At 64.5% G+C, this 23,287-nt stretch carries 22 protein-coding genes; 12 read left to right on the top strand and 10 right to left on the bottom strand.

The features are described from left to right. Positions 1 to 73: 73 nt before the first annotated feature. The 3 genes from E1H16_RS12785 (at position 74) to E1H16_RS12775 (ending at position 3,518) form a co-directional block, all read left to right on the top strand. Positions 74 to 2,092, top strand: coding sequence for a flavin-containing monooxygenase (locus E1H16_RS12785; protein WP_134324258.1), 2,019 nt, complete (start codon positions 74 to 76; stop codon positions 2,090 to 2,092). A 94-nt stretch (positions 2,093 to 2,186) separates the two neighbouring features. Then, positions 2,187 to 2,867, top strand: a complete 681-nt coding sequence (locus E1H16_RS12780; RefSeq protein ID WP_134324257.1) for a lysoplasmalogenase — start codon at positions 2,187 to 2,189, stop codon at positions 2,865 to 2,867. 33 nt (positions 2,868 to 2,900) lie between these two features. Beyond that, positions 2,901 to 3,518 carry an L-threonylcarbamoyladenylate synthase gene (locus tag E1H16_RS12775; protein ID WP_134324256.1) on the top strand — a complete coding sequence of 206 codons (618 nt, stop codon included), beginning with the start codon at positions 2,901 to 2,903 and terminating at the stop codon, positions 3,516 to 3,518. 4 nt (positions 3,519 to 3,522) lie between these two features. On the opposite strand, the gene E1H16_RS18615 is transcribed toward E1H16_RS12775, so the two are convergent. The 4 genes from E1H16_RS18615 to E1H16_RS12755 all read right to left on the bottom strand — a co-directional run bounded on the left by E1H16_RS18615 (position 3,523) and on the right by E1H16_RS12755 (position 7,474). Next, complete coding sequence (locus tag E1H16_RS18615) at positions 3,523 to 4,113, bottom strand: hypothetical protein (RefSeq protein ID WP_208379040.1); 591 nt, start codon at positions 4,111 to 4,113, stop codon at positions 3,523 to 3,525. 181 nt (positions 4,114 to 4,294) lie between these two features. After that, positions 4,295 to 5,206 carry an oxygenase MpaB family protein gene (locus E1H16_RS12765; protein WP_134324255.1) on the bottom strand — a complete coding sequence of 304 codons (912 nt, stop codon included), beginning with the start codon at positions 5,204 to 5,206 and terminating at the stop codon, positions 4,295 to 4,297. Positions 5,207 to 5,229: 23 nt separating this feature from the next. Next, entirely contained in the window at positions 5,230 to 6,114 is an 885-nt protein-coding gene (locus tag E1H16_RS12760; RefSeq protein ID WP_166741753.1) for an ornithine cyclodeaminase family protein, read from the bottom strand. Between the two features lie 103 nt (positions 6,115 to 6,217). Further along, the gene (locus E1H16_RS12755; protein ID WP_134324253.1) at positions 6,218 to 7,474 is read right to left on the bottom strand and encodes an MFS transporter; all 1,257 of its coding nucleotides are present in this window, start codon (positions 7,472 to 7,474) and stop codon (positions 6,218 to 6,220) included. A 211-nt stretch (positions 7,475 to 7,685) separates the two neighbouring features. Here E1H16_RS12755 and E1H16_RS12750 point away from each other — a divergent pair, with 211 nt between their 5' ends. After that, positions 7,686 to 8,663 carry a DUF2332 domain-containing protein gene (locus E1H16_RS12750; RefSeq protein WP_134324252.1) on the top strand — a complete coding sequence of 326 codons (978 nt, stop codon included), beginning with the start codon at positions 7,686 to 7,688 and terminating at the stop codon, positions 8,661 to 8,663. Positions 8,664 to 8,697: 34 nt separating this feature from the next. Here E1H16_RS12750 and E1H16_RS12745 read toward each other — a convergent pair whose 3' ends face one another. Both E1H16_RS12745 and E1H16_RS12740 read right to left on the bottom strand, forming a co-directional pair. Continuing rightward, positions 8,698 to 10,311: a DHA2 family efflux MFS transporter permease subunit gene (locus E1H16_RS12745; RefSeq protein WP_134324251.1), complete on the bottom strand. Its 1,614-nt coding sequence runs from the start codon at positions 10,309 to 10,311 to the stop codon at positions 8,698 to 8,700. Between the two features lie 168 nt (positions 10,312 to 10,479). Then, positions 10,480 to 11,127 (bottom strand): hypothetical protein, encoded by a 648-nt coding sequence (locus E1H16_RS12740; protein ID WP_134324250.1) that lies wholly within the window; start codon positions 11,125 to 11,127, stop codon positions 10,480 to 10,482. 112 nt (positions 11,128 to 11,239) lie between these two features. Here E1H16_RS12740 and E1H16_RS12735 point away from each other — a divergent pair, with 112 nt between their 5' ends. From E1H16_RS12735 to E1H16_RS12710, 6 genes are all read left to right on the top strand, one after another. Further along, on the top strand, positions 11,240 to 11,869 hold the full coding sequence (locus E1H16_RS12735) for a TetR/AcrR family transcriptional regulator (RefSeq protein ID WP_134324249.1): 630 nt from the start codon (positions 11,240 to 11,242) through the stop codon (positions 11,867 to 11,869). Positions 11,870 to 11,916: 47 nt separating this feature from the next. Further along, on the top strand, positions 11,917 to 12,630 hold the full coding sequence (locus E1H16_RS12730) for an enoyl-CoA hydratase/isomerase family protein (protein WP_134324248.1): 714 nt from the start codon (positions 11,917 to 11,919) through the stop codon (positions 12,628 to 12,630). An 85-nt stretch (positions 12,631 to 12,715) separates the two neighbouring features. Then, the gene (locus tag E1H16_RS12725; protein WP_134324247.1) at positions 12,716 to 13,879 is read left to right on the top strand and encodes an ABC transporter substrate-binding protein; all 1,164 of its coding nucleotides are present in this window, start codon (positions 12,716 to 12,718) and stop codon (positions 13,877 to 13,879) included. A 31-nt stretch (positions 13,880 to 13,910) separates the two neighbouring features. Beyond that, on the top strand, positions 13,911 to 14,984 hold the full coding sequence (locus E1H16_RS12720) for an NADH:flavin oxidoreductase (protein ID WP_134324246.1): 1,074 nt from the start codon (positions 13,911 to 13,913) through the stop codon (positions 14,982 to 14,984). Positions 14,985 to 15,136: 152 nt separating this feature from the next. Next, positions 15,137 to 16,045 (top strand): LLM class flavin-dependent oxidoreductase, encoded by a 909-nt coding sequence (locus E1H16_RS12715; RefSeq protein ID WP_134324245.1) that lies wholly within the window; start codon positions 15,137 to 15,139, stop codon positions 16,043 to 16,045. Positions 16,046 to 16,221: 176 nt separating this feature from the next. Continuing rightward, positions 16,222 to 16,644: an organic hydroperoxide resistance protein gene (locus tag E1H16_RS12710; RefSeq protein ID WP_134324244.1), complete on the top strand. Its 423-nt coding sequence runs from the start codon at positions 16,222 to 16,224 to the stop codon at positions 16,642 to 16,644. 124 nt (positions 16,645 to 16,768) lie between these two features. Here E1H16_RS12710 and E1H16_RS12705 read toward each other — a convergent pair whose 3' ends face one another. The 4 genes from E1H16_RS12705 to E1H16_RS12690 form a co-directional block, all read right to left on the bottom strand. Further along, complete coding sequence (locus E1H16_RS12705; protein WP_134324243.1) at positions 16,769 to 17,875, bottom strand: hypothetical protein; 1,107 nt, start codon at positions 17,873 to 17,875, stop codon at positions 16,769 to 16,771. A 76-nt stretch (positions 17,876 to 17,951) separates the two neighbouring features. Then, positions 17,952 to 19,490 carry an AMP-binding protein gene (locus E1H16_RS12700; RefSeq protein ID WP_134324242.1) on the bottom strand — a complete coding sequence of 513 codons (1,539 nt, stop codon included), beginning with the start codon at positions 19,488 to 19,490 and terminating at the stop codon, positions 17,952 to 17,954. Positions 19,491 to 19,527: 37 nt separating this feature from the next. Continuing rightward, entirely contained in the window at positions 19,528 to 20,334 is an 807-nt protein-coding gene (locus E1H16_RS12695; RefSeq protein WP_134324241.1) for a maleylpyruvate isomerase family mycothiol-dependent enzyme, read from the bottom strand. Then, positions 20,331 to 21,050 carry a mycothiol-dependent nitroreductase Rv2466c family protein gene (locus E1H16_RS12690; RefSeq protein ID WP_134324240.1) on the bottom strand — a complete coding sequence of 240 codons (720 nt, stop codon included), beginning with the start codon at positions 21,048 to 21,050 and terminating at the stop codon, positions 20,331 to 20,333. The genes E1H16_RS12695 and E1H16_RS12690 overlap by 4 nt, the downstream gene beginning before the upstream one ends. Before the next feature lie 103 nt (positions 21,051 to 21,153). Here E1H16_RS12690 and E1H16_RS12685 point away from each other — a divergent pair, with 103 nt between their 5' ends. Then, positions 21,154 to 22,197, top strand: coding sequence for a PHP domain-containing protein (locus E1H16_RS12685; RefSeq protein ID WP_134324239.1), 1,044 nt, complete (start codon positions 21,154 to 21,156; stop codon positions 22,195 to 22,197). Positions 22,198 to 22,305: 108 nt separating this feature from the next. Beyond that, the gene (locus tag E1H16_RS12680) at positions 22,306 to 23,223 is read left to right on the top strand and encodes a DUF1707 SHOCT-like domain-containing protein (RefSeq protein ID WP_134324238.1); all 918 of its coding nucleotides are present in this window, start codon (positions 22,306 to 22,308) and stop codon (positions 23,221 to 23,223) included. Positions 23,224 to 23,287: the final 64 nt, after the last annotated feature.

Below are 23,287 nucleotides of genomic sequence, written 5' to 3'. Positions count from 1 at the left end.
CAATTGTGATCTGCTCAACAACGCGTCCACTAAACTCGGCCGAAGTGTGCAGCGACGATAAGGGGTGTGGCTGATGGCCACGACACAGCCAGAACTGCTTGACGCGAGCGACGAGCTAATTGACGACGCGGTGCAGTACGCCGATCCGCTTGTCTTGCGCGGGCTCGTCTACCAGTTGACCGGCGACGAGAGTTTGGCAAGCGGTGTCACGGTCGACACCGTGGTCTCTGGATTTCGCTCCAAGCAGGTAATCGGTTCCGCCGACGACGTCGCGCTGATACGGCAGAAGGCCGGGGAATTCTTGAAGGCGTGCCGCGACACGGGGATGCACGACGTCCCGCTCGGCCCACGCGAGCGCCTGCAGCGCAGTCTCAGTCTGACCGCTGGCACATCGGTGCCGGCCGCCGAACTGGACATGTGGGTCGAACAGTTAGGACTCGACCCACATGTGCGCGGCCTGTCCTGGTCCTCACAACCCACTCCGGACCAACTCGCTGGGTTCTCGGTGTTGGTGATTGGCGCGGGCATGGGCGGGTTGAATGCGGCGGTACAACTCAAACAGGCCGGCGTCGAGTTCCGCGTCATAGAAAAGAACTCGCAGGTGGGCGGAACCTGGTACGAGAACCGCTACCCGGGCGCCCGAGTCGACACTCCGAGCCGTATCTACACGCACGTATTCGGTGCAAACTTCTCCTACCCGTCGCCGTACTGCGAGCAAGCCGAGAACGAAAAATACGTCAACTGGATCGCCGATCACTTCGCGCTCCGCGAGCACATCACCTTTGACACGGAGGTTTCCGCGGCGACGTGGGACGACCAGGCAGGCATATGGAACGTCAGCGTCGACGGCCCGGGCGGTGCGACAACGCTGCGGGCGAATGTCGTGATTACTGCGGTCGGATTCCTCTCTCGCCCGAACATTCCACACATCACTGGCATCGAAAACTTCAGCGGCGACTACTTCCACACCGCTCGCTGGCCGTCGTCACTGGATGTGGCTGGCAAACGGGTTGCTATCGTCGGCAGTGGCTGCACTGGCTACCAGCTAGTGCCCAAACTCGCTGCCGATGCCGAGGTGGAGCACGTCTATCTCTTCCAGCGCACTCCGAACTGGGTGTATGACACGCCCGGCTACCTCAGCCCGTACCCAGATCAGGTGAGTTGGCTGGACCGGAATTTCCCGTACTTTCCTAACTTCGTGCGGTTTTCCTACTCGTGGGCACTACGACCAAGTGAAACTGCGCCAGCCAACGAGGTCGATCCGAACTTCGACGACCCGCATGCCGTCAGCGCAGCAAACAAAGAACTGCGTGAACAGCGGCTTGCGTTCATGCGCAAGAAGCTCGGCTCTCATCCCGACCTGATGGCCGCGATGCTGCCGGATGCACCACCGATGTCGGCGAGGCCGGTGTTGGTCGACGCAGACTACAGCATCTACGACGCGATCCTGCGCGATAACGTCACACTCGTCCCCGAGGGCATCAGTCACGTCACTGAGACCGGGATCGTGAAAGCCGACGGCACCGAGTGCCCGGTCGACGTGATCGTGCTGGCCACCGGGTTCCGCGCCAACGACTTCCTCTGGCCGATGGAGATCCGAGGTCGCGACGGCCGCACCATCGAGCAGTTGTGGGAAAAGGACGGCGCACGCGCTTATCTCGGCAACAGCATGCCGGGCTTCCCGAACTTCTTCATGTTGTACGGACCGAACACCAACGCGAATGTCGGATTCGCCGCGATTCACCTCGAGGAACTCGTTACCCGATTCGCACTCGCCTGCATCGAACGGTTGATCCTGGATGACAAGAAATCAGTCGAAGTCACCGAAACGGCGTACTGGAACTACAACAACGCATTGGATGAGGCCGCCGCGACCAAGGTCTATCTCGACCCTCGCGCGCACAACTACTACACCAATGAACACGGCCGCTCGGCGACGAATGGCGCGTTCGATGCCCGACTGCTGTGGGAATGGCTGCGCGATCCGAGCGGCGACCAGCCCACCACGCCGAAGACGGACGACGAAGACGACATCATGCGCCTGCGAGATGTCATCGCACCATATTTCGGTAAGGACCTAAAGGTCACCTGACGAGCTCCCACGCGCGCCAGTCCGGCGGTTCAGAATCGCCAACCCGGGTAGATACACCGGTAGCGCCGACGCAGCGCGGCGTTATTGTCGGGCGATGGACAGGTTTCGGGTGTGGGCGGCCGCGTTGTACGGCGCGCTCGTCGTCACCCACCTCATCGCCCAACTCGCCGACGCCGCCGACCTGGCTCAGGTCACCCAGTGGGTAGCGATGCCGCTGCTCGTCGTCGCTTTCCTAGCGCAGCGGCCGCCGAGTGGGCGCCGCACCCGGTTCGTGCTGGTCGCGTTGTTCTTCTCCTGGCTCGGTGACGCCCTTCCTGACTTCTTCACCGGCGACCCTGCCTTCCTCGTCATGGTGGCTGCGTTCCTTTTCGCGCAGATCGCCTATATCGCGTCGTTCCTTCCACACTGGCGGGACTCCTACCTCCGCTCTCCGTGGCTGCTGGCCTACGCGGCAGCGATCGGCGTACTCGTCTATTTCTGCGCCCCGCACGCCGGGAACCTTCTTGTGCCGGTGTTGATCTACGGCGCCGCGCTCGGGACCATGGCAGTGCTGGCCAGTGGGTTCAACGGCATGACGACCGCAGGCGGCGCGCTGTTTCTCCTCTCCGACGGACTCATCGCCGTTGGCGCGTTCGCGACGGATATCTCACTGCCGATGGCCGACTTCTGGATCATGCTCACCTATCTGGTCGGTCAAGGCTTGCTCGCGTACGGCGTCGCGCACCGGCGCGCCCGGCTCAAAGGAGTCGACCACCCCCGCCACTCGGTCGGGTGACCCGACACTTGCCCCGCGGTGGATAATCGGCGCATGGCCACCTACATCGACATCCACCCCATTGACCCGCAGCCTCGCCTGATCGAGAAGGCAGCGAACATCATCCGGGACGGTGGCCTGATCGCATACCCCACTGACTCCTGTTACGCGCTGGGCTGCTCGTTGGCCAATAAGGACGCGCTGCAGCGGATTCGCGACATCCGAAAGCTAGACAGTAAGCACGACTTCACCCTCGTCTGCCGTGACTTCTCGCAGATGAACGAATACGTCATGTTCGACAACTCGCTGTTCCGAGTACTCAAGAACGCAACGCCTGGCCCGTACACGTTCATAATGAAGGCCAGCCATGAAACTCCACGCGTCATGCAGAACGCCAAGAAGAAGACGGTCGGCGTCCGCATCCCCGACCATAAGGTCGCGCAGGCGTTGTGCCAGGAACTCGGCACGCCGATCGTGTCCAGCACGCTCCTACTGCCCGAGCATGACTCGCCACTACTGATGGGTTGGGAGATCAAGGACGAACTTGATCACGTGCTGGACGCCGTGATCGAGGGCGAATCCGGTTTCACGCCCACCACCGTCGTGGACTTCACCGGCGACGAACCCGAACTACGCCGCGTGGGCGCGGGAGACCCCACACCGTTCGAGTAGCGATTTAGTTCTGCGGAGCGCCGAATCCAGGCCCTGCTTGCGGCTGCCCCGGTGCGGTCGGACCCTGCGGTGCGGCTGACGGCCCCGACTGACCCGGCATGTGACCCGGTGCCGACGGTCCAGCGCCCGCCTGACCGGGCGCCGCGGACCCTGGCGCGGACTGACCTGGCGCCCACTGCTGCGGCTGGCCAGGCTGACCCGAGACCGGCGCACCCGGCTGACCCGGCACACCTGTCTGACCTGACGCACCCTGCGGCTGAGCCGGCGCCTGGCCGAATTGGGCTTGCGGCTGCTGCGGCTGTCCAAACTGGGGCTGCTGGCCACCGAGACCGGCCTGCGCTGAGTTCTGCTGATCACCAAATCCCGGCTGAGGTTGCGCGCCAAAGCCTGTGCTACCGGACGTCTGGTCGCCCTTTTTCTTCTGCTGCAGATAGATTGCGACGCCGATGATCGCGACGCCGACGATGCCGACCACAATTCCGATTCCGGGCTGCATATCAGTCGCCCACGATAGAATCCGGAACTCCATATCCATGGTTTCGAGGATCAGCGACCCGAAGCCGAGGATGATGAGCAGGATGCCGAGCTGGATCATAGGTGGCTGGTTCCTTTCGTCGGCGCGCCAACCCTCGACGCGACTCCGCAGCGTTACTACGCAACTGTGCTCGACGAGCGTAGCCCTCCTCAGCCAGCCACGAAACAGCGATTCGACTGTCTCGTCGTGGACTTACGCTGCTGTTACGCGCCCGTTCACGTGACCGGTCTGGCTACACCGATCAGGCGCTACGGTGCGCGCCTGGCCGCGGAGCACGAGCTTCGGCAAGTGTCGCGGACGCATCGTCCCGTGGTGGGGCTTGCATGATCCACCGGATCGTCCGCACCATCGCGCCACCCGCGAGGTACCCCGCGGTCGGTGTGATGAGCGGGAACCGGGGTATAGCGAGCATCGACAGCGCCCAGCGCGGCAGACTCGATGCCGCAGCACCTGCCAGCAGCATGTACCCAGGCCGCGCCGGTATTGGCACTGGCGCCTGCAGCATCAGAAACCGCGCAACGTCGCGCGCGGCCGGGGTCGACTCCAATTCACCGCGGTACGACGCCAGCACCTCAACCAGTTCGGCGGCGGTACGCGGCGCGCGTCGTACGCCGAGGGCTTCGGCCGCGACGCCTGTTTGCGCGACATATTCGTCAGCCTCATCGGCATCAAGCCGGCCAGCGCCGAATCGTTGATAAGAGACCAGGAAGCTTTCGACTTCGGCAACGTGCACCCACAGCAGTAGGTGCGGATCGTTCGCGTCGTACGCCCGGCCGTCTGGTGCTATCCCGTTCACGTGCTTGTGCACAGCTCTCACGATGCGGATCGCGCGATCGGCATCCTCGCGTACGGCGAACGTAGTCTTCGCGATGAAGTCGCTGGTGCGCTGCAACCGCCCGAACGGATCGCCGCGAAACCCTGAATGCTCCGCCACCCCTGCCATCGCCAATGGGTGCAGCGACTGCAGCAGCAACGCTCTAATTCCGCCAGCAAACATCGCGGCGTCCGAGTGCACCCGCCAGATCGGATCGGACTCGGTAAACCGCCGCTCGCCTGGCTTGAGCCAAATATCTGCTGCGCGCGCATCAGCATTCTCGCCGGCGATACGCGCCCGCATCGCGTCCCGCAACCTGTTGCGCACCTCGGACAGCATCGGTATACCTCCCGACATCCACTCTAGGAGCCGAGGGCGTCACCTAATGCGTTCAGCATCGCTACCTCCGTACCGGCGAGACCACACGACTGAAACAGGGTGAGCCGCTTGCCGTGCAGCCGGTCGCCGTCAGGCTCCAGATGGAGCCCGAGCGGATCAATCGGTGCCGACACTCCGGTCAACTCCGTCAATTGGGCCACCGAGTCCGCCGTGATGAAAGACTGCTCCAGTAGCTGTGGGTCATACTCGGCGGCACCGGGCCGCTTACGCCCGAGCGCGTTCACGTGAGCGCCATCTGCCAGCCAGGACGTGTCGATAACCGGTTCCGTGGCGTCCGTGGCCAGCACTACGATCTGAGCGCCATCGACAGCAGCACGGGCCGAATCCACCGCGGTGATCGGAGCACCGATACGTTCGCGCACCCGCGATTCGAAGCCTGCGCGCCGATCCATTCGTGGCGAGTACACGCGGACCTCGCTCAGCGGCCGCACCGCGTTGATCGCCCACACCTGCCAATAGGCCTGCACTCCGGAGCCGAGCACCGCCAGTACGTGCGCATCGGTCGCAGCCATCGCATCGACTGCGACACCACCGATTGCGCCAGTCCGCGGTATCCCGACGAGACTGCCGACATGTACGTACTTCACCCGACGGGTACGACGATCCAGGCACGCGACGATCTGATCGACCTTGCCCGGTCCGAGGCTGTCATAACTTCGGTAGCCGTACACCTCGGCGGTCGCACCCGCGGTGAAGGTGAGTTCGCCGGCACCCAGGTCGGCAGACACACGGGGTCCGCCGCTGGCCCGGCCGGCCGCGTGATCACGCAGGACCCCGCGGACTGCATCCAAGGCCAACGCAGGAGTCAGGACAGGTTCGACATCATCGTCTGTGAGCAATCGGGCCATAACAATAATGCTCCCAGACGGAGGACCCGATTCGAGGAAACCGATTCGAGGAAACCGACGACTCATCGCGACACCAGCCTTCACCGCTAGCGACGAGCGAGGCCTAACGCCCGCGACGTGCGGGACCGAGGCGGCCGGTCCACAACCCCAGAGCCGCCTGTAGCAATGCGATGCTCCCCAGGCCGACCATCGGCACGACGTACGACCCGGTCAATTCCAGCCCTAAGCCGAAGGCGAGCGGCCCACCGGCAGCAAGCGCAATCCCGACCGTCGACGTCACCGCCGACACCGACGCCGCGTGTTCCGGGGACGTCGCGAACTCGACCACCAGCCCGTACGACACCCCGAGACAGATGCCCTGCGCGATCCCCAGCAGCACACTCGAGCCGAGTACGCCGCCAGCTTCGGCGGCCAACAGCAGTACGACGCCGACGCACGCGATGACCGGACCTAGCGGAACGATCAGCGCTCCCCACCCTCGCCGAAGCGCTAGCGGCGCGAGGAAAGCGCACGGAATCGCGATGATGCTGATCAGCGACGTATACCCGCCGGCAGCGTCGGCATCAAGCCCCATCTGCGCGAACGCGGTCGGCAGCCAGGTCGACGACACGTAGAAGATCAGTGAGGTCGTGCCCAGGTAGACCGCCAAACCCCAGACCCGCGGATCCCGCACCACCGGCACGGCCCGAACTATCGGGTCTTCCACGCCCGCGACCGGGTCCACCGCGCCCACCACGTCCGGCACTGGACAAGGCACATTCGCCACGTCCGTCACGCCGTCTCCCACAGCAGCAGCGGTCGCCTCGCGAGCCACCGTCATTCGGGTATACGCGATCCAGAACGCAAGACCGAATACACCGACGAGGCCCCACAGCAGTAGCGTGCCGCGCCACTCGAGACCGAACCCGGTCATCATCGGGATCGTCAGCCCGAGGGCCAATGCCGGTCCGAGGCTCAGCGTCATCGTGTACGTCGCCGTCAACCAGCCACGCCACGCTCGGCGCGATGCGGCCACCGCAGCCGGTCCGAGCACCGTACCCAGCGCGATCCCGATACCCAGGATGATCGTGCCCGCAAACAACCCAAGATCCCCTGGAACAGAGCGAACGAGAGTGCCGATGATGACGAGCACGAGCACAAACCCGATAACGCGGGAGCGACCGAACCGACCGGTGATGCGCGGCGTGATGGGCGCGATCACGAACACCAGGATCAGTGGGATCGTGGTCAGCAAGGACAGCACGGTTTCGCCATGGCCGGTGTCGGCGCCGATTGTCGGCAGCAGCGGCCCGGTCGCCGAGGTCGGTATGCGCAAGTTCAGGCTGAGCAGCCCGATCGCCAACACGGCGATGACCAACATTCCGACTGAGTCCGCTCGTCGCTGGGTTGGGGAACGTTCTGTGCGCCGTTGACCCGGCGCGCCCGAACCCTCCTCGGCCACAGTCCACCTTCATTCGTCTCGGTCCTCACCACAGATCATCCCGCACCTTCTGTTCGCGACCAGACCGACCCGCGGGCGGCGATCAACGCCGCAGAGATCGTGCCCGCACAACTGCTGGGAGAATGCCCACATGACTGGCGGCCATTTCTACTCCGATACCTCGATCCCGGATCTCTATCGCTGGTTCGCGACGGAGACCGCGTCCTCACCAACCTGGCAACAACTGAGCACCTGGATCGCCCAGACCGAAGACATCTGGCCACTGTTGGACTCGCTGCCCGGCAAGAAGCGGCAACCGAACGTGTTCCTGGCGACCCTGCGCTACCTGGAGGGGCCCACGGCTCCCGGGGCGGACTTCCTCGCCTGGGTCCAGCAACATTGGCCGGAAATACGCGCCGTCGTCCTCGCCCGTGATACCCAAACCAACGAGCCCGGACGCTGCGCCAACCTTGCTCCGGTGCTGTCGAGCCTCGGCGAAAAGATCGCGCTCATCGAGGTCGGCATGTCAGCCGGACTCTGCCTGTTTCCGGACCGCTACGGATACCGCTGGTCGCTCGAGGACGGCAGCACCGTCGCTCGCGGCCAGGACGACGTGGCCGTGATCGAGTGCGCCGTGACCGGGCGTTCGCCGGTGCCATACGAACTTCCGAATGTCGTGTGGCGCGCCGGGATCGACCTGAATCCGCTGAATCCGAGCGATCCGGACGACGCGAAGTGGCTGCGTTCGCTCGTCTGGCCAGGACAGGCAACCCGCGAGCGCCGGCTGGCGAGCGCCCTACAGATGGCTGCCGCTGAAGACGTCGTGCGGGTACGAGGCGACGCGATCGAGCAGCTCCCGTCGCTCATCGCGCGGGCGCCGCAGGATGCCACGGTCGTGGTCATGCATACCGTCGTACTCGCGTACTTCCAGCGTGAGCGCCGCATCGAGTTCGAGGCGATGATGGCGGACCTGCCGGTCCGCTGGCTGGCGAACGAGGCCGATCGGGTGCTGCCGGGCGTTGCCGAACGGATTCCGAGCTGGGACGGTCCGCCCTCCTTCGTGCTATCGCTGGATGGCCAGCCGCTCGCCCGCACAGCACCGCACGGCCAGTTCCATCATTGGCTCTAGACGCCTATCTCTAGACGCGCGGCTCTAGACTTCCCTAGCGCGCCTTGGCCCGTTGCACTGGGCGCATACCGGCATGCGTCGGTCGCTCGAAGAAAAGCACGACGATGAGGCCGATCAGCAGAACTGCTGCCGGCAGCCACAGGCTTTCGCCCATCGCCCGCGCGAACGGCTCCTTCAGCGGAGGCGGCAGGGCCCCGGTGCTCGTGTTAAACGAGTCGCTTGAACCACCGACCAATCCGCTGAGGTGCGCTGAAATCCGCGCCTGCATCAGCACGCCGACAGCGGCACTGCCGAGGACGGCGCCGACCTGCCGAGTCATGTTGTATACGCCGGATCCAGCGCCCGCGAGTCGCATCGGCAGGTTCCGGTTCGCGGTCGCTGACAGCGGCGCCCAAATGAATGATCCACTGAGTCCGAGCAGCCCGATCGGGAGCGCGAGTTGCCACACCGTGGCGTCCTCGCGCATCACCGCACCCAACCACCACAGGCCAGCCGCCTGCCCGGCGAACCCGAATCCGGCGAGGAGCCTCGGGTGCACGCGATCGGTCCACTGGCCAACGATCGGCGCGGTGATGATCGACAGCACCGCCATCGGCACCATCAGCAACGCTGAGCCGATCACGTCGTACCCCAGCGTCTTCTGCGCATAGAGCATTAACGGAATCGCCAGACCCGTGATGGCGAACCCCATGGTGCAGATACCGATATTTGCCAGTGTGAAGTTACGGTCGCGGAACAGCTCGAGGCTCATCAACGGTTCGGCCTTGTTGACCGACTGCCAGTACACGAAGATCGCGAGCAGCACGATCCCGGTGATGATTAGCGACCACACCGAAATCGGTCCGGCGATGGTTCCCCAGTCGTGTTTCTGGCCCTCCTGCAGGCCGAAGGTGAGCACGAACAGCCCGATCGTGTTCAGCAGGATTCCAGGGATATCAAAGCGGTGCGCGTGCGTCTGCAACCTGGGCACCAGTCGCACCGCGGCGATGAACGCGATCACGCCAACGGGCACATTGATAAAGAAGATCCACTCCCAGCCGAGTTGCTGGGTGAGCACCCCGCCGGCAAGTGGACCGACCAACATGGCCACGCCGGCCACCGAACCCCACAGCGCCATCGCCTTGCCGCGCTTCTCCGGCGGGAAGGTGCGGGTGATCACCGCCATCGTCTGCGGCGTCATCAGCGCGGCGCCCAACCCCTGCAGCACGCGCGCGGCGATCAGCATCTCGACAGTTCCGGAGAACCCACACAGCGCCGAGGCAACGGTGAACACAACGAGACCGATGAGATAAATCCGCTTGGGACCGAACTGATCACCGAGCCGGCCGCTGACCAGCAGCGGGACGACGTACGCGAGCAGGTAGGCGCTGGTCACCCACACCACGCTGTTGAGGTCGGTCTGCAGTCCGACCATGATCGAGTCGGTCGCCACCGAAACGATGGTGGAATCGACCAGGATCATGAAGAAGCCGATGACGAGCGCCCATAGCGCCGGCCAAGCGCCCTTGGTGGACGTCGCTGCGGCGAGCCCACCGGCGTCGGTCTGCGACCGCCGCGCGGTGCTGACGGGATCGTCGGCCGCGTCGATGCCCGGAGTGTCGGCGTTGTTATGCGGGGGCCCTGCCTCTGCCCGAGTCTCGGTCACCATCGCACTCCTACCCCTCGGCCGTTGTTGATCTCGGGTCGCCATCATCGCGACGCGCACCGACAGTTTTGTGGGCTCACCCGGCGCACATGGTGCACCGTGGGTTTCGCCGCTTCTCAGTGTCCGCCCGCCCTCGGGAAGCTGCGCGGGCGGGAGTCCAGTTCGCGGTTATCAGAGCACCGCCGGGGCGGCGTCCGGGGCCACCGCCGGCTCCGACGTCCGCACGATCGCGACCAGGAATACTGCGGCGGCGACGAGGTACAGCGCGCCGTACGCGATACGCAAGCCTGGAGCCAGGAAGAACTGTGGCAGGAACAGCGCAGCGAGCACACCCAGCGGCACCGCAGCCAGTGGGCGTACGGCGTTGTTGCGCGCCCACACGCTAGCCACGAGCAGTGCGGAGGCCGCGAGAAAGATGAGGCCGATCCCGAACATCGTCATCGCCACCGGGTTGCCACGTACGGCCTCGACCAGGGCGGGCTCGGCGGCGTCATGGCGCGCAATCTCGTGCAGCGCGAACGTCTCTGCCCCGTAGTAAGGCAGCACCAGCACGGCGCCCGCCAGACCCAACGTCCGTGCGGCCCGCGCGCGAACGCCGCCATGTACGTCGGCTACGCGGGCGGCGAGCCTCGCGAGCGACGCGAGCGCCAACAAGCCGCAGACATGGGCGATCACCCACGCGTCCGAGGCGAAGGCTTCAGCGGACGCCGTTGCTCCATCGGCGTCACCGTAGGGGCGGAGCCAGAGATAGGCGGCCATGAGCGCGCCGGTGCCTACGGTCGGCGCGATCAGGTGTCGGGAGGAACGGGGATCAGACATAGCTTCCACCTCATCAATAGAGAGCACTGCTCTTGTTTTCGATACCTCGAATGTAGAGCACTGCTCTCGTCGTCGCAAGAGCAGTGCTCTCACTTTGTGGCAAGATGCAAACATGACCGGAGTACGAGAACAGCACCGCGCGGAAACAACCGCGAATATCCTTGCCGCCGCGCGCGAACAGGTCGCCGCTCACGGGGCCGCGCTCTCCATGCGAGCTGTGGCGCGTGACGTCGGCATCGTGTCCTCGGCGATCCACCGCTACTTCCCGACCAAAGAAACACTGATCACCGCGATGATCATCGAGAGCTACGGCCGGCTGGCCAAGGAACTAGCCACGGCTCCCGAGGATTGGGCGGCACTCTCACACGCGCTGCGCGCCTGGGCGCTGCGCAGCCCCAACGAGTTCCAACTCATCTACGGCACACCGCTGCCCGGATACGTCGCACCCCCAGAGACGGTTCCAGCAGCCGCCGACGTCGCCCGCCACTTCCTGGCGGCGGGCGCCCGCGCTCGGGTCGCTGGCTTCGACGCTTCCGAACTCACCGCCCAAACCGCGACGCTCGTGGACCAGGGTTTTGCACACGACCCCTCCGGCGCTGCCGCCGTACTCGCCGAACTTGCCGCGCTCACCGGCCTGATCTCACTGGAGCTCGGGGGGCATCTCGTCGGCACCGCCGATCCCGCTGACGCGCTGTACGCCGCCCTGATCGCGCGGCAATGCGGCACCCTTGGTCTCACCTAACGCCCCTCTGTCATGCTCACAGGCACGATCGGCAACGAGGAGCGACTATGTCAGTGGAGACCAGCAATGACGGCGACGTACGGATCATCACGCTCGCCAATGCGAGGCAGGCCAACAGCCTCACCATCGAGATGCTCGATGCGCTGATTGCCGCATTCGCCGAGGCCGCGGCCGATGAGTCGGTCCGTGGAGTGCTGCTGCGCGCCGATCCCGCAGCCGGATTCTCGGCGGGGATGAACACCACGCTCTTCGAGACGGATGACCCGAATCGCGCGTACGAGGTGATAACCCGACTCGGCGACGTCTGTCAGGCAGTCAAGGACTGTCCCGTTCCCGTCGCGGTTGCCATGCGCAAATACGTGATCGGCGGCGCGCTGGAGATCGCCGCTGCAGCCGAGTTCCGCACCTGCGCGCCCGACACGTTCTTCCAGATGCCTGAGGTCCGCATCGACATTCCGTCCGTCCTCGAGACGGTTAACCTACACCGGGTGATGGGGTGGACCCTCGCCACCGAGATCGTGCTGACCGGCGAGAAGTACGACGCCAACCTGATGTTGCAACGCGGCTACCTCAATCGCGTCGACGCCGACCCGGAGTCGGCAGCGCGCGAACTGCTCGCCAAGGTGTCGCTGTCGAGTCGACATGTGATCGCGCAGCAAAAGCGGATGAACAACCGGTGGCGCAATCTGCACGAACGCGAGGCTATCGACGACACCCGCAACGAGTTCGCCCTCGCCTTCACTCGCCGCAACACTCGTTAACTTTGCGAAAGTTGTTGCGGTATTCCTTGCGCAGACGCTCGGCATAGGAGGAAAGTAGCCCACCACTACACCTGGAGGCCTACCGATGCGCTTGAATCCCGCCCGCCTGGGCATCGTGACTCTCACCATTACCCTCGGTGTACTCACGGATTCGTCAGGCGTGTTCAAAGCGACTGGCATCGCCAATACGCAAGGGAATCAGCTCTGGGTGGACGACATCAACGCCGACGGTGGAATCTGTGGTCGACAGGTCGAACTCAACGTGCAAGATCATGGGTATAAAGCGGACAACGCCGTACCCCTCTACGCGCAGATGAAGGACAGCGTGGTCGCGATGATCCAGGTGAATGGGTCGCCACCGCTGGCCGCGCTCAAGCAGAAACTCACGACCGACCATATGCTGAGCATCCCGTCGGCCACGGCCTCGCAAAACCTAGATTCTGACGCGATACTGATGATCGGGCAGACCTACGACGTCGAGATGGTCAACGGGTTGGCCTACCTACAGGAGCAAGGCCTGATCTCTGATGGCGACAAAGTCGGGCACATTTACGTCGACTCCGAATACGGCCAGAACTCGTTGCTGGGCTCGAAGTACTACGCCAAAGAGCACGATATGGAGGTCGTCGAGGCTTCCGTGTCTGCCAGCGATACGGACATGACGGCGACTATCACCAAACTCAAAGACGCGGGCGTCAAAGCGATCGCGCTCGCCGTCACCCCTGGCGCGCTGGGCTCGATCGCACTGCAGAACAAAACGCAGAACCTGAATGTGCCGTTGGTCGGCAACAACCCGACGTACTCTGTCACGCTCCTCAAAGACGAGACAATGTCCTCGGCGCTACAGGAGAACTACTATTTCGTGAACTCGGTCGCTGCCTACAGCGACACCGACAATCCCGCGATGGTGGATATCACTGAGAAGTACGACGCGAAGTACGACGAAGAACCGGAGAAAGCGATTCCGTCGGGCTACGTGTTCGGCATGGCATTCGAGCAGATCCTGAAAAAAGCCTGCGAGAACGGCGATATGAGCAGGGCCGGAGTACTTGCGGCTCGTGAACAGATCACGGACGTCGACACCAAGCACCTCACTGGGAACCTGGACCTGTCGAAGTACGGGGAGCCCACCAGCCGCGAGGCGTACATCCTGAAGGTGGACCCGTCGAAGCCGACAGGATTGGTCAAGACCGGAGACTTGTTCAGCAGTGATGAGGCGACATCGTATAAGACGCCGTACCAGAAGTAGGGCCTGAGCGAGGGCGGACTACCCTGTTGGAATGTTCAACGAATCCGTGACTTTTGCCAGCGGCCACTCGATGTCGAACAGGTTCGCCCTCGCGCCGCTGACCAACTCGCAGAGCAACCCCGACGGCACTCTCGGCGAGGACGAGTTCCGCTGGCTCGTCGCCCGCGCCCGCGGCGGATTCGGCATGACCATGACCTGCGCCGCGCATGTCTCACCCGAGGGCCAGGCGTTCGCCGGCCAACTCGGCATCTACTCCGATGATCACCTCGCCGGCCTCACCCGGCTCGCGACCGCGCTGAACAACGAGGACACCATGTCCGTCGTCCAGCTCCATCACGGCGGACGCCGCGCACAGCAGGAGCACTCCGGACTGCAGGCCGTCGCGCCGTGGGACGACGAAAAGCACAACGCTCGCGCGCTCAGCACCGGCGAGGTACAGCGCGTCATCGAAGACTTCGCGAAGGCCGCTGTCCGCGCCGAGCAGTCCGGGTTCGACGGGGTGGAAATCCACGGCGCCCACGGTTACCTGCCATGCGCCTTCCTGGACGCTGCCCACAACGACCGCACCGATCAGTACGGCGGGTCGTACGAGAACCGCACTCGGGTCATCCGCGAACTCATCGACGCCGTCACGGACGCTACCTCTGATTCGTTCAGCGTCGGGCTGCGGCTGTCCGGCGAGCGCCACGGCGTCGATTTAATCGAGATGCGCCAGTTCGCGCGCGAGGTGATGGCCGACGGACGGCTCGATTACCTGGACATGTCGCTGTGGGACATCGCGAAGTTGCCGCACGACGCGGCACACGAGCAGAAGCCGCTCGCCGAGCACTTCACCGACATCCCGCGCGGGACAACGAAGCTCGGCATCGCCGGCATGATCCGGAACGCTGAACAGGCCCAGTGGGCGCTGGACGTCGGAGCAGACTTCGCGTTCATCGGTCGTGCGGCGATCCTGCACCATGACTTCCCGCGACGCGCGATAGCCGATCCGGCGTTCGCGTCGGTGCCCACGCCGGTGGCTGTCGATCACCTGAAGTCCGAGTTCGTCTCGGACACCTTCGTCAATTACCTCAACGGCAGCTTCGCCGGCTTCGTGGCGAGCTAATCTCGCGCCCTAGGTCGCCACTGCCTAGGTCCCCCCGGCCTGGGCGACGCGACAACCCACAGGCCGTGGCCGCAATGCCCCGCGGGAACGTCAGTACGCCGTCAGCGACTGTCCGGGGGTGACGTGGGATACAGCAGGGCTAGGCTCGCGGTATGCGTTTTAGCCTGTGGCTCCCCGCCAATCGTCCCTGGTCCGAACTGCGCGACCTCGCCACCCACGCCGAACAATCCGGCTGGAGCGGCATATGGCTCGCCGACCACTTCATGCCCAACACGCCAGAGCCCAACACCGACCCAACCGGCGAGGCTCTCGCCCAACTCGCTGCACTTGCCGCCGTCGTACCGCGCGTGCGGATCGGCCCGCTGGTGCTCGGCAACACCTACCGTCACCCCGCCGTCGTCGCGAAGACCGCGGCCGCTATCGACGAGATCAGCGGCGGCCGGTTCGTCCTGGGCATTGGCGCCGGCTGGCAGGTCAACGAGCACGAAGCGTTCGGGCTTGAACTCGGCACCGTCCGCGAACGCCTGTCCTGGTTCCGCGAAGCGTGTCAGATCTTCCAGTCGCTGCGCGATGAGGAACTCACCACCTTCGACGGCGAGCGTTACCAGTTACGTGACGCCTCGCTGAACCCGAAGCCGGTCGGCCCGCTGCCGATCCTGATTGGCGCGAGCGGTGAGAAGGTGATGCCGAAGATCGTCGCCGAGTACGCCGAGGAGTGGAACACCTGGTCGACGCCGGAGGTGTTCGCGCACAAGACCGCCGTGATGTCGGCGGCGTGCGAGGCACGCGGGCGCGATCCGAAGACGTTGCACCGCTCCACCCAAGCCCTGGTGTTCATCGGTCCCGACGGCGCTGCGAAGGCTGAGCACGTCAACAAGACCCGGGCGGCGATCGGCGGTACGCCTGAACAGCTCGCGGACATCCTCGGGCAGTACGCCGAGGCCGGACTCGATGAGTTCATCCTGCCGACGATGAGCCTAGGGGCGGCCGACGTCGAAGCGATCAATGAGTTCGCCGACCAGTTCCTCACCGAAGCGGCGCACTCCATCGCCCCTGTCTAGGCCGCGTGCGCTGATGAAAACGCAGCGTGAGCGGGTAGTTGTCCGCCATACATCGACAAGTGCCCGCCTGCGCTGCGCTTTCAGCAGGAATGCGGACGGCCCCGAACGAGTTCCACCAAGCGACGTCTAGATCCGAGCGACGTTCCACTAGGCGACACCATCGAAAAGGGAGAACCATGAGCGACAAGTACACCGCCGAAGCCATCGCCACCGGTGCCGGCCGCAACGGCCACACGCGATCCAGCGACGGCCGCGTTGACCTGGATCTCGCGTTTCCGGTCGAACTGGGTGGCTCCGGTAACGGCAGCAACCCGGAACAGTTGTTCGCTGCCGGGTACGCAGCCTGCTTCCATTCCGCCTTGCAGCTCGTAGCGCGCAACGCGAAAGCTGATCTCGGCGACTCAAGTGTCGGCGCGCGGGTGAGCCTCGGCAAGACCGATACTGGCGGTTTCGCCCTCGAAGTCGAGTTAGAGGTCGTCATACCGAACCTGCCGAACGACGAGGCGCAAGCCCTCGCCGATAAGGCACACCAGGTCTGCCCCTACTCGAACGCCACCCGCGGCAACATTCCGGTGACCGTCACCGTGTCCGACGACTAACCACGTATCGGCTCATTATCCGTAGGTCAGGTCCTTGTTCGCGCATTAAGTGGCGCACTTACACCTCGACTACGGGGCGTAAGTGCGCAACTTGAAGCGCAAATAGCCAGACGCCGTACGGCCGCTAGCGGCCGTACGGCGACGTCGGCGGATATTGCGCGGACGGTCCCGACGGCCAACTCGTCGGAGGCGTGGCCGCCCCAGAGGGGCCGGATGGCCCAGAGGGGCCGGTCGGTCCGTAGGGGCTCGATGGTCCAGCAGGCGCCGTCGGCGGGGCGGACCGCGCGGACATCGACGGAGTGGACGGCGCGGCCGCCGGGTACGGACCGGCAGCGGCGGCGTCCGGTTTGTACGGCTGCGGGCGCTGCGCCCGCCGACCGAGCACGGTGCTGGTGATCGCACCCGCGATACACACCACCGCGGCGGCAATCGACAACACGATCAGTAGCGTCCGCAGGCTGGCGAACACGTGGCCATAGATGGTCGAAGCGGCTTCGGGTGACATGCGGTCCGGGGTCATGCTGCGGGAGAGAACCTCCTCACCGAGTACGACGGCCGCCAACACGGTCAAGAACATGAACACGTATGCGCCCGCGGTGCGCGCCAACGACGCGAAGCGAGCCACCGACAGCGCCAGCCCGATGAGCAGCAGCGCGCCGGCGATGAACGGCAGCCAGAACCCGAAGGAATCCGTCAGGTTGTACGCCGTTCGCGCCGTATTCAGCGAGTCATTGGTGACGATGGTGACGCTTCCGGTCACCTCCGGCAGGTCGGCCGCGAAAGTCAGGCCCTGATCGACGAGCGCTTGTTTGATCTGCTCAACGACGATCCCGAGATCCAGAGCGAGCGTGCCGTCTTCGGCCAGGGAGGCCGCGCTGTCCGGGTTCTCCTCAAACAAGTCGACGGTGCGCGTGTGCGCTTGCTGCAGCATCGTCGTCCACACATCGGCGAACGCGTCCGACGCGATCGCTTTGTCGATGCCCTCAGAGAGCAGCTCTTCGATCCCGTCACCGGGCAGTGACTCGATGTCGATTTGCTGCTGTATCGCCGCGAGGGTCTCATCCAGCAGCAGTTCCCGGACCTCAGGCTCCTCGATCAACGGATCCATGGTCGCTACGAAGTTGTCGGTGTCGAGGATTTCCGCGCGCGCCCATGCGCCGACCGCCGCTACTGGCGCCACCAGCACGCTGAGTACCAACAAGATCCCCGCGATGACACTTCTGGCACCCATGGCTTCACTCTCCGTAACACAGACGATCGCCCCGACGATTCTTCCTGATGGGTCGCCGGGACGATCGGTTCCGTTGCTACTTTGTGGCCTTCTCGGCGTACTGCATCCGCAACAATTTCTTCTGTAACTTGCCCGCGGGGTTACGCGGCAGTTCGTCGACGAAGTCGATCGACCGGGGCGCCTTGAAGTGCGCGAGGTTGTCGCGCGCATAGTCGATGAGTTCGCGCGCGAGGTCGTCGTCCGACTTATCGGACTCCGCGCGAATCACCACGGCCTTCACCTCCTCGCCGAAGTCCTCGTTCGGCACGCCGATCACGCCGACGTCGAGTACGTCCGGGTGCACCGCCAGCAGGTCTTCGATCTCCTGCGGGTAGATGTTCACGCCGCCGGAGATGATCATGTGCGACTTGCGGTCGGTGAGGAACAGGTAGCCGTCCTCATCGACGTAACCGACATCGTCGACGGTCGACATCGTCCCATCTGCACTCTGCTGCTCCGCCGTCCGCTCCGGATCGCCCTTATACGTGAAGTTGGTGGCGCCGCGGAACCAGATCGTGCCCTCTTCGTTCGGGCCGAGCTCGTTGCCCTCCGCATCGCGGATCACCAGTTCGCCAAGGATCGCGCGGCCGACCGTGCCCGGGCGCTCGAGCCACTCCTGCGATGTCGAGTAGCAGAACCCGTTGCCTTCGGTGGCGCCGTAGTACTCGTACAGCACCGGCCCCCACTCGTCGATGATCTGCCGCTTGAGCTGCGGCGGCATGGGCGCGGCGCCGTGCACCACATGGGTCAGCGAGGAAATGTCGTACTTGTCTCGGGTTTCCTTGGGCAGTCGCATGATCCGATTCAGCATCGTCGGCACGACCTGCATCGTGGTCACCTTGTACTTATCGACGAGCTCCAGCAACTGCTCGGCATCGAACTTCTCCATCACGATGGAGGTCGCGCCGAGGCGGACCGCGCCGAGCAACGAGCTGTGCGGCGCCGAGTGATACAGGGGCGCCGAACTCAAGTACACCATCCCGGGCTTGAGCTGGAAGATTTCGTTGGTGAACTGGTAGACGGGCAGGTTGTACTGCGGTTCGCCGTCCGGAATCGGCCGGATGATGCCCTTCGGGCGCCCGGTTGTGCCCGAGCTGTAGAGCATCCCGCCGCCGAGGCGTTCGTCAGCGATCGGCTCGGTGGGCTTACCGTCGACCAGCTCCTCGAAGTTCTCGAACACTCCGCTGGACGGCGCACCGGCCACCAGCCAGCGTCGTACGCCGGGGCACCGTTCGGGCAACGACAGCATCGACTCCAGAGTGGTGTCGTCGCAGACCACCACGGATGCTTCTGCGTCGGCGACGATGTATTGCAGTTCGTCGGCCTGCAAATGCGTATTGATGCAGACGAATCGCAATCCGGCGCGTTCTGCGGCGGCTTTAGCGAAGATGTAGGTAGGGGTGTTGCTGAGCACGAGCGCGATCGTGTCGGTGTTCTGCAGGCCGATTTCACGGAACAGGTGCGCGACTTGGTTCGCGTGCTGCTCGTACTCGCGGAAGGTGAAACTTTCACCCGAGGACGCCATCGCGATCGCCAGTTTGTCCGGCGTCGTACGGGCGAATTCGGCTGCGTACACGTGGATTGCCTTTCGGTTGAACGGTTGGGAGGTTTCGTTACATTGTGTAGCCGAGACTGCGAGCGATCCGCTGCCCCAACTCGGTATCGCCGCTGACGTCTACACGCTGCGCGACGGTTTCGATATCACCGCGGTTTCCGGTGAGGCGAGCGAAATCGGTGCTGCTCATCCGCACGGTCACCGTGGGATCGTCCATCGGTTCGCCGGACTTGGCGCGTCCGCCGTCAACAGTGATGCCGTAGGCGCGCTGCACCGGTCCGGTCAACTCGAACCGCACTCGCGATCCGTCCGGCGCAGCGGCCTTCTTGCCGATCATGTAGCCGAGCGCGCGCTCAACCTCTGCGACGGCAATCTCGGCGGGAGCATTGTTCTCGGCCGGCGGCATGCCGAGCGAGTCGCGGATGTCCAGTTCGTGCAGCCAGATGTCGTAGACGCGAATGCGCATGAAGTCGCCTAGCGTGCCCTTGCCGATGGGTGTCCACGACTCCGCGTCGAAGTCTTCCTGCGTCTGCGCGGACATGATCCCGTTGCGGCGCTTGGCGACATCGGCCCAGCGGTCGCGCATCTGCTGCGGAGTGTCCTCGCGCATCAAGTGCACCCATTCTTCGTTTCGCCGCGCGATCTCGTTGTGCACATGCGCGGGCGGTTCGCCGTCGAGTGCGGGGGGCTGCTCGCCGAGGAGCATGTACTCGGTGCCGAGGCAGTGCGCGAGAACATCAGTAACGCGCCAACCCGGCAGGATGCTCGGCGCGGTCCACTGCTCGTCGGTGAGCCCGGCCATCAGGGCCGCAGTGGCCGCGAACTGGGTCTGGTACGCGTCGACGATCTGATCGCGATTGGTCATCCCTGCTCCTCGAACTTGATCTCTTTGCCACGGTTGATACTGATCCAGTCGCGTCCGGCGAGGTACGGCTCCAGCGTGTGCCGAATCTGCTTCTGGTCATCCGGCGATTTGGGCCGCTGCAACTCGAAGACGTGTGGGAACTGTAACCAACCCGTCGTGAGGTCCCACAGCCTGAGCGCGTCCGCACCGCTGGGTGGGTCGATCAGCACGGGCCCGAACAGCACCTGCTCGCCGAAGAACAGCGTCGGTACGCCGAAGCCGCCGGAGTCGATGACCCGCTGGTGCTCGCGGTGTACGTCGTCGTGAGTGGTCGGGTCGGCGAGCGCGTCGTCCAGCGCACTCTCGGGTGCGCCGATCTCGGCGAGCAACCTTCGCGCGACTTCTGGATTATGTGGCTGACCGCCGTTGATATGTAGTTCGCGGCCGATCCGCTCGTACCAAGCGTCCAGCAGGGCGGGGTCCTGGCGGCGTAACCACGCCCCTATCCGCATCAGTGACCAGCCGTAGGACCACTCGCGCTCCCACGGGTGCTTCTGGTCCTCGCGGAGGTTGACTTCCTCGAGGCTGAAGAACTTCCAGTTGATCTGCAGGTTGTTCTGGCGGCGAACCTCGCGGATCCAGACCGACGTCTGGTACGCGAATGGGCACATCGGGTCGAAGTGAAAATCAACCTCGTGCGCGGCAGGTGACACAGCGGCAGGTGACACGTCAGTCATGTACTTACCCTGTCACCTTCGTCGTACACCTGCCAGCCCGCCTCCCACTTCGGCGGCGCGGTACTGGCATCAAGCGCCCGCAGCCCGGTGGCAGACTGGCCGTATGCGTTCCAGCTTGCCGCCGTTGACAGCGCCGATGACCGCCGAGGCCGCGCTACGCCGAATCGCGTTCCTGCTGGAACGTCAGATGGAAAGTACGTATCGAGTCGAGGCGTTCCGCTCAGCGCTGAAGGTCGTGCTGGGTCTGTCCGACCACGAGTTGTCGCAGCGTGTCGACGCCGGGACGTTGCGCGAACTCGACGGCATCGGCGCACGGACCGCCGAGGTCATCGCGGAGGCCGTCGACGGTTCGGTGCCGACGTACCTCGCTGATCTACAAACCGACTCGGGCGAACTGACGGACAGTACGTACACGGCGCACTTACGCGGGGACCTGCACCTGCACAGCAACTGGTCGGACGGGGGCGCGCCGATCCAGGAGATGGTGATGACAGCGATCGACCTCGAGCACGAGTACGCCGTACTCACCGATCATTCGCCGCGGTTGAGGATCGCTAACGGATTGAGTGCGGCGCGGTTGATGCAGCAACTCACCCTGATCGACCAGATCAACGGGGTGGTAGCGCCGCACTTCCGGTTGCTGAAGGGAATCGAGGTCGACATCCTGGACGACGGCGCGCTGGACCAGACGCCGGCGATGCTCGCGAAACTCGACCTCGTGGTGGCGAGCGTGCATTCAAAGTTGCGGATGGACTCGCGCCCGATGACACGCCGGATGATCGCCGCGGTGCAGAATCCGCGCGTCAACGTGCTGGGGCATTGCACCGGACGGCTCGTGCAGGGTGGCAGGGGCACGCGTCCGCAGTCGAGTTTCGACGCTGCCGAAGTGTTCGCCGCGTGCGCGGAACATGATGTCGCCGTGGAGATCAACTCGCGCCTCGAGCGGCAGGATCCGCCCGATGAGTTGATCTCAATGGCGTTGGACGCCGGTTGTCTATTCTCGATCGATTCGGATGCCCATGCGCCCGGGCAATTGGCATTCAAGGCGTACGGCGCCCAGCGAGCAGAGGACCTCGGCGTACCCCTCGAGCGGATCGTGAACACCTGGCCGCTGCAGAAACTCCAACAGTGGGCGTCGTCCGCCTGATCATCGTGATCTGATGCGCCCCGACGGAGGCCAGGATTTCGGTCTCCCGCCGCATCAAGGACGTTTGTCACTGGAGGGTTCGCCGGTACAGCACCTAGGCTGAAACGCATGGACGAGACCGCGAGCGAACGCTCCGCTAAGCGACCGGCCGCGGATAAACCCGCACCAATCAGCCCAGGCTGGACGGCGACCCCTGCACCCGATCGCGCGGCAAAACCCGCATCATCCTCGTCTGAGGCCGCTACGCCCCCAGCTCATCCTGCCGAAACTGCCGCGCCGTCGACCCCACCGGCGGACGTGACTGCGCAGACCGGCGATGCTGCCGAGGTAGACGCAGCGCAGTCTTCGAGCACGCCCGAGCCGGCCGCGGCAGCGCAACCTGTCGATTCGGCCCCTGCCGCCGAGGTCCGTTTGCGCGCCGGCGATATGGACCGCCGGCGCGTGGCGTCCGTGCTGCACGATGCCCTCGGCAAAGGGCAGTTGACGATCGACGAGTTCGATGACCGGACGGCGTCGGCGTGGGGCGCGACGTACATCGATGAACTCGACGTGTTGACTCGCGACCTGATTCCGTCGCGGCCCGGGCTGGACGCCGCGGCACATACACCGTCGCGTGACATTCAACCGCCAGCATCCTCGCGCGTGACCGGTGATGGCGGGCCGTCGACGTCAGTCGCGATCTTCTCCGGCTTCGAGCGCAAAGGCGTGTGGACTGTGCCGTCGAAGTTCACCGCGGTGGCGGTGATGGGCGGCGGGGTGCTGGATCTGCGGCATGCGAATTTGGGCGCCGACAAGGTGACGATCACCGTCACGGCGATCATGGGCGGCGTCGAGATCATCGTGCCGGACGACATCAATGTCAACGTCGAAGGCTTTGGGTTCATGGGCGCCTTCGACGACTCGCGGCAATGGGAGCGCGGAGTACCGCAGCCCGACCCGTCCGCTCCGACGGTGACCGTCAACGGTTTGGCGCTGATGGGCGGCGTGTCGGTGACCCGTAAGCCCTCCGGCCCGGTATCGCGCTGACCACCCGCGCACGTATCCACTAGTGGCCGGTTCGTGATCGACGACTTCGAAGAGTCGATCACCC

It is taken from the genome of Cumulibacter soli, from assembly GCF_004382795.1.
GTDB classification, from domain to species: domain Bacteria; phylum Actinomycetota; class Actinomycetes; order Mycobacteriales; family Antricoccaceae; genus Cumulibacter; species Cumulibacter soli.
The sequence above is the reverse complement of the archived record's forward strand: the minus strand, read 5'-3'. Positions and strand labels throughout refer to the sequence as shown.

Bases quoted from the DNA above. Each gene is read 5' to 3' on its own strand.
- E1H16_RS12785 (WP_134324258.1), top strand. From the start codon at position 74: ATGGCCACGACACAGCCAGAACTGCTTGACGCGAGCGACGAGCTAATT.
- E1H16_RS12780 (WP_134324257.1), top strand. From the start codon at position 2,187: ATGGACAGGTTTCGGGTGTGGGCGGCCGCGTTGTACGGCGCGCTCGTC.
- E1H16_RS12775 (WP_134324256.1), top strand. From the start codon at position 2,901: ATGGCCACCTACATCGACATCCACCCCATTGACCCGCAGCCTCGCCTG.
- E1H16_RS18615 (WP_208379040.1), bottom strand. From the start codon at position 4,113: ATGATCCAGCTCGGCATCCTGCTCATCATCCTCGGCTTCGGGTCGCTG.
- E1H16_RS12765 (WP_134324255.1), bottom strand. From the start codon at position 5,206: ATGCTGTCCGAGGTGCGCAACAGGTTGCGGGACGCGATGCGGGCGCGT.
- E1H16_RS12760 (WP_166741753.1), bottom strand. From the start codon at position 6,114: ATGGCCCGATTGCTCACAGACGATGATGTCGAACCTGTCCTGACTCCT.
- E1H16_RS12755 (WP_134324253.1), bottom strand. From the start codon at position 7,474: ATGTTGGTCATCGCCGTGTTGGCGATCGGGCTGCTCAGCCTGAACTTG.
- E1H16_RS12750 (WP_134324252.1), top strand. From the start codon at position 7,686: ATGACTGGCGGCCATTTCTACTCCGATACCTCGATCCCGGATCTCTAT.
- E1H16_RS12745 (WP_134324251.1), bottom strand. From the start codon at position 10,311: ATGGTGACCGAGACTCGGGCAGAGGCAGGGCCCCCGCATAACAACGCC.
- E1H16_RS12740 (WP_134324250.1), bottom strand. From the start codon at position 11,127: ATGTCTGATCCCCGTTCCTCCCGACACCTGATCGCGCCGACCGTAGGC.
- E1H16_RS12735 (WP_134324249.1), top strand. From the start codon at position 11,240: ATGACCGGAGTACGAGAACAGCACCGCGCGGAAACAACCGCGAATATC.
- E1H16_RS12730 (WP_134324248.1), top strand. From the start codon at position 11,917: ATGTCAGTGGAGACCAGCAATGACGGCGACGTACGGATCATCACGCTC.
- E1H16_RS12725 (WP_134324247.1), top strand. From the start codon at position 12,716: ATGCGCTTGAATCCCGCCCGCCTGGGCATCGTGACTCTCACCATTACC.
- E1H16_RS12720 (WP_134324246.1), top strand. From the start codon at position 13,911: ATGTTCAACGAATCCGTGACTTTTGCCAGCGGCCACTCGATGTCGAAC.
- E1H16_RS12715 (WP_134324245.1), top strand. From the start codon at position 15,137: ATGCGTTTTAGCCTGTGGCTCCCCGCCAATCGTCCCTGGTCCGAACTG.
- E1H16_RS12710 (WP_134324244.1), top strand. From the start codon at position 16,222: ATGAGCGACAAGTACACCGCCGAAGCCATCGCCACCGGTGCCGGCCGC.
- E1H16_RS12705 (WP_134324243.1), bottom strand. From the start codon at position 17,875: ATGGGTGCCAGAAGTGTCATCGCGGGGATCTTGTTGGTACTCAGCGTG.
- E1H16_RS12695 (WP_134324241.1), bottom strand. From the start codon at position 20,334: ATGACCAATCGCGATCAGATCGTCGACGCGTACCAGACCCAGTTCGCG.
- E1H16_RS12690 (WP_134324240.1), bottom strand. From the start codon at position 21,050: ATGACTGACGTGTCACCTGCCGCTGTGTCACCTGCCGCGCACGAGGTT.
- E1H16_RS12685 (WP_134324239.1), top strand. From the start codon at position 21,154: ATGCGTTCCAGCTTGCCGCCGTTGACAGCGCCGATGACCGCCGAGGCC.
- E1H16_RS12680 (WP_134324238.1), top strand. From the start codon at position 22,306: ATGGACGAGACCGCGAGCGAACGCTCCGCTAAGCGACCGGCCGCGGAT.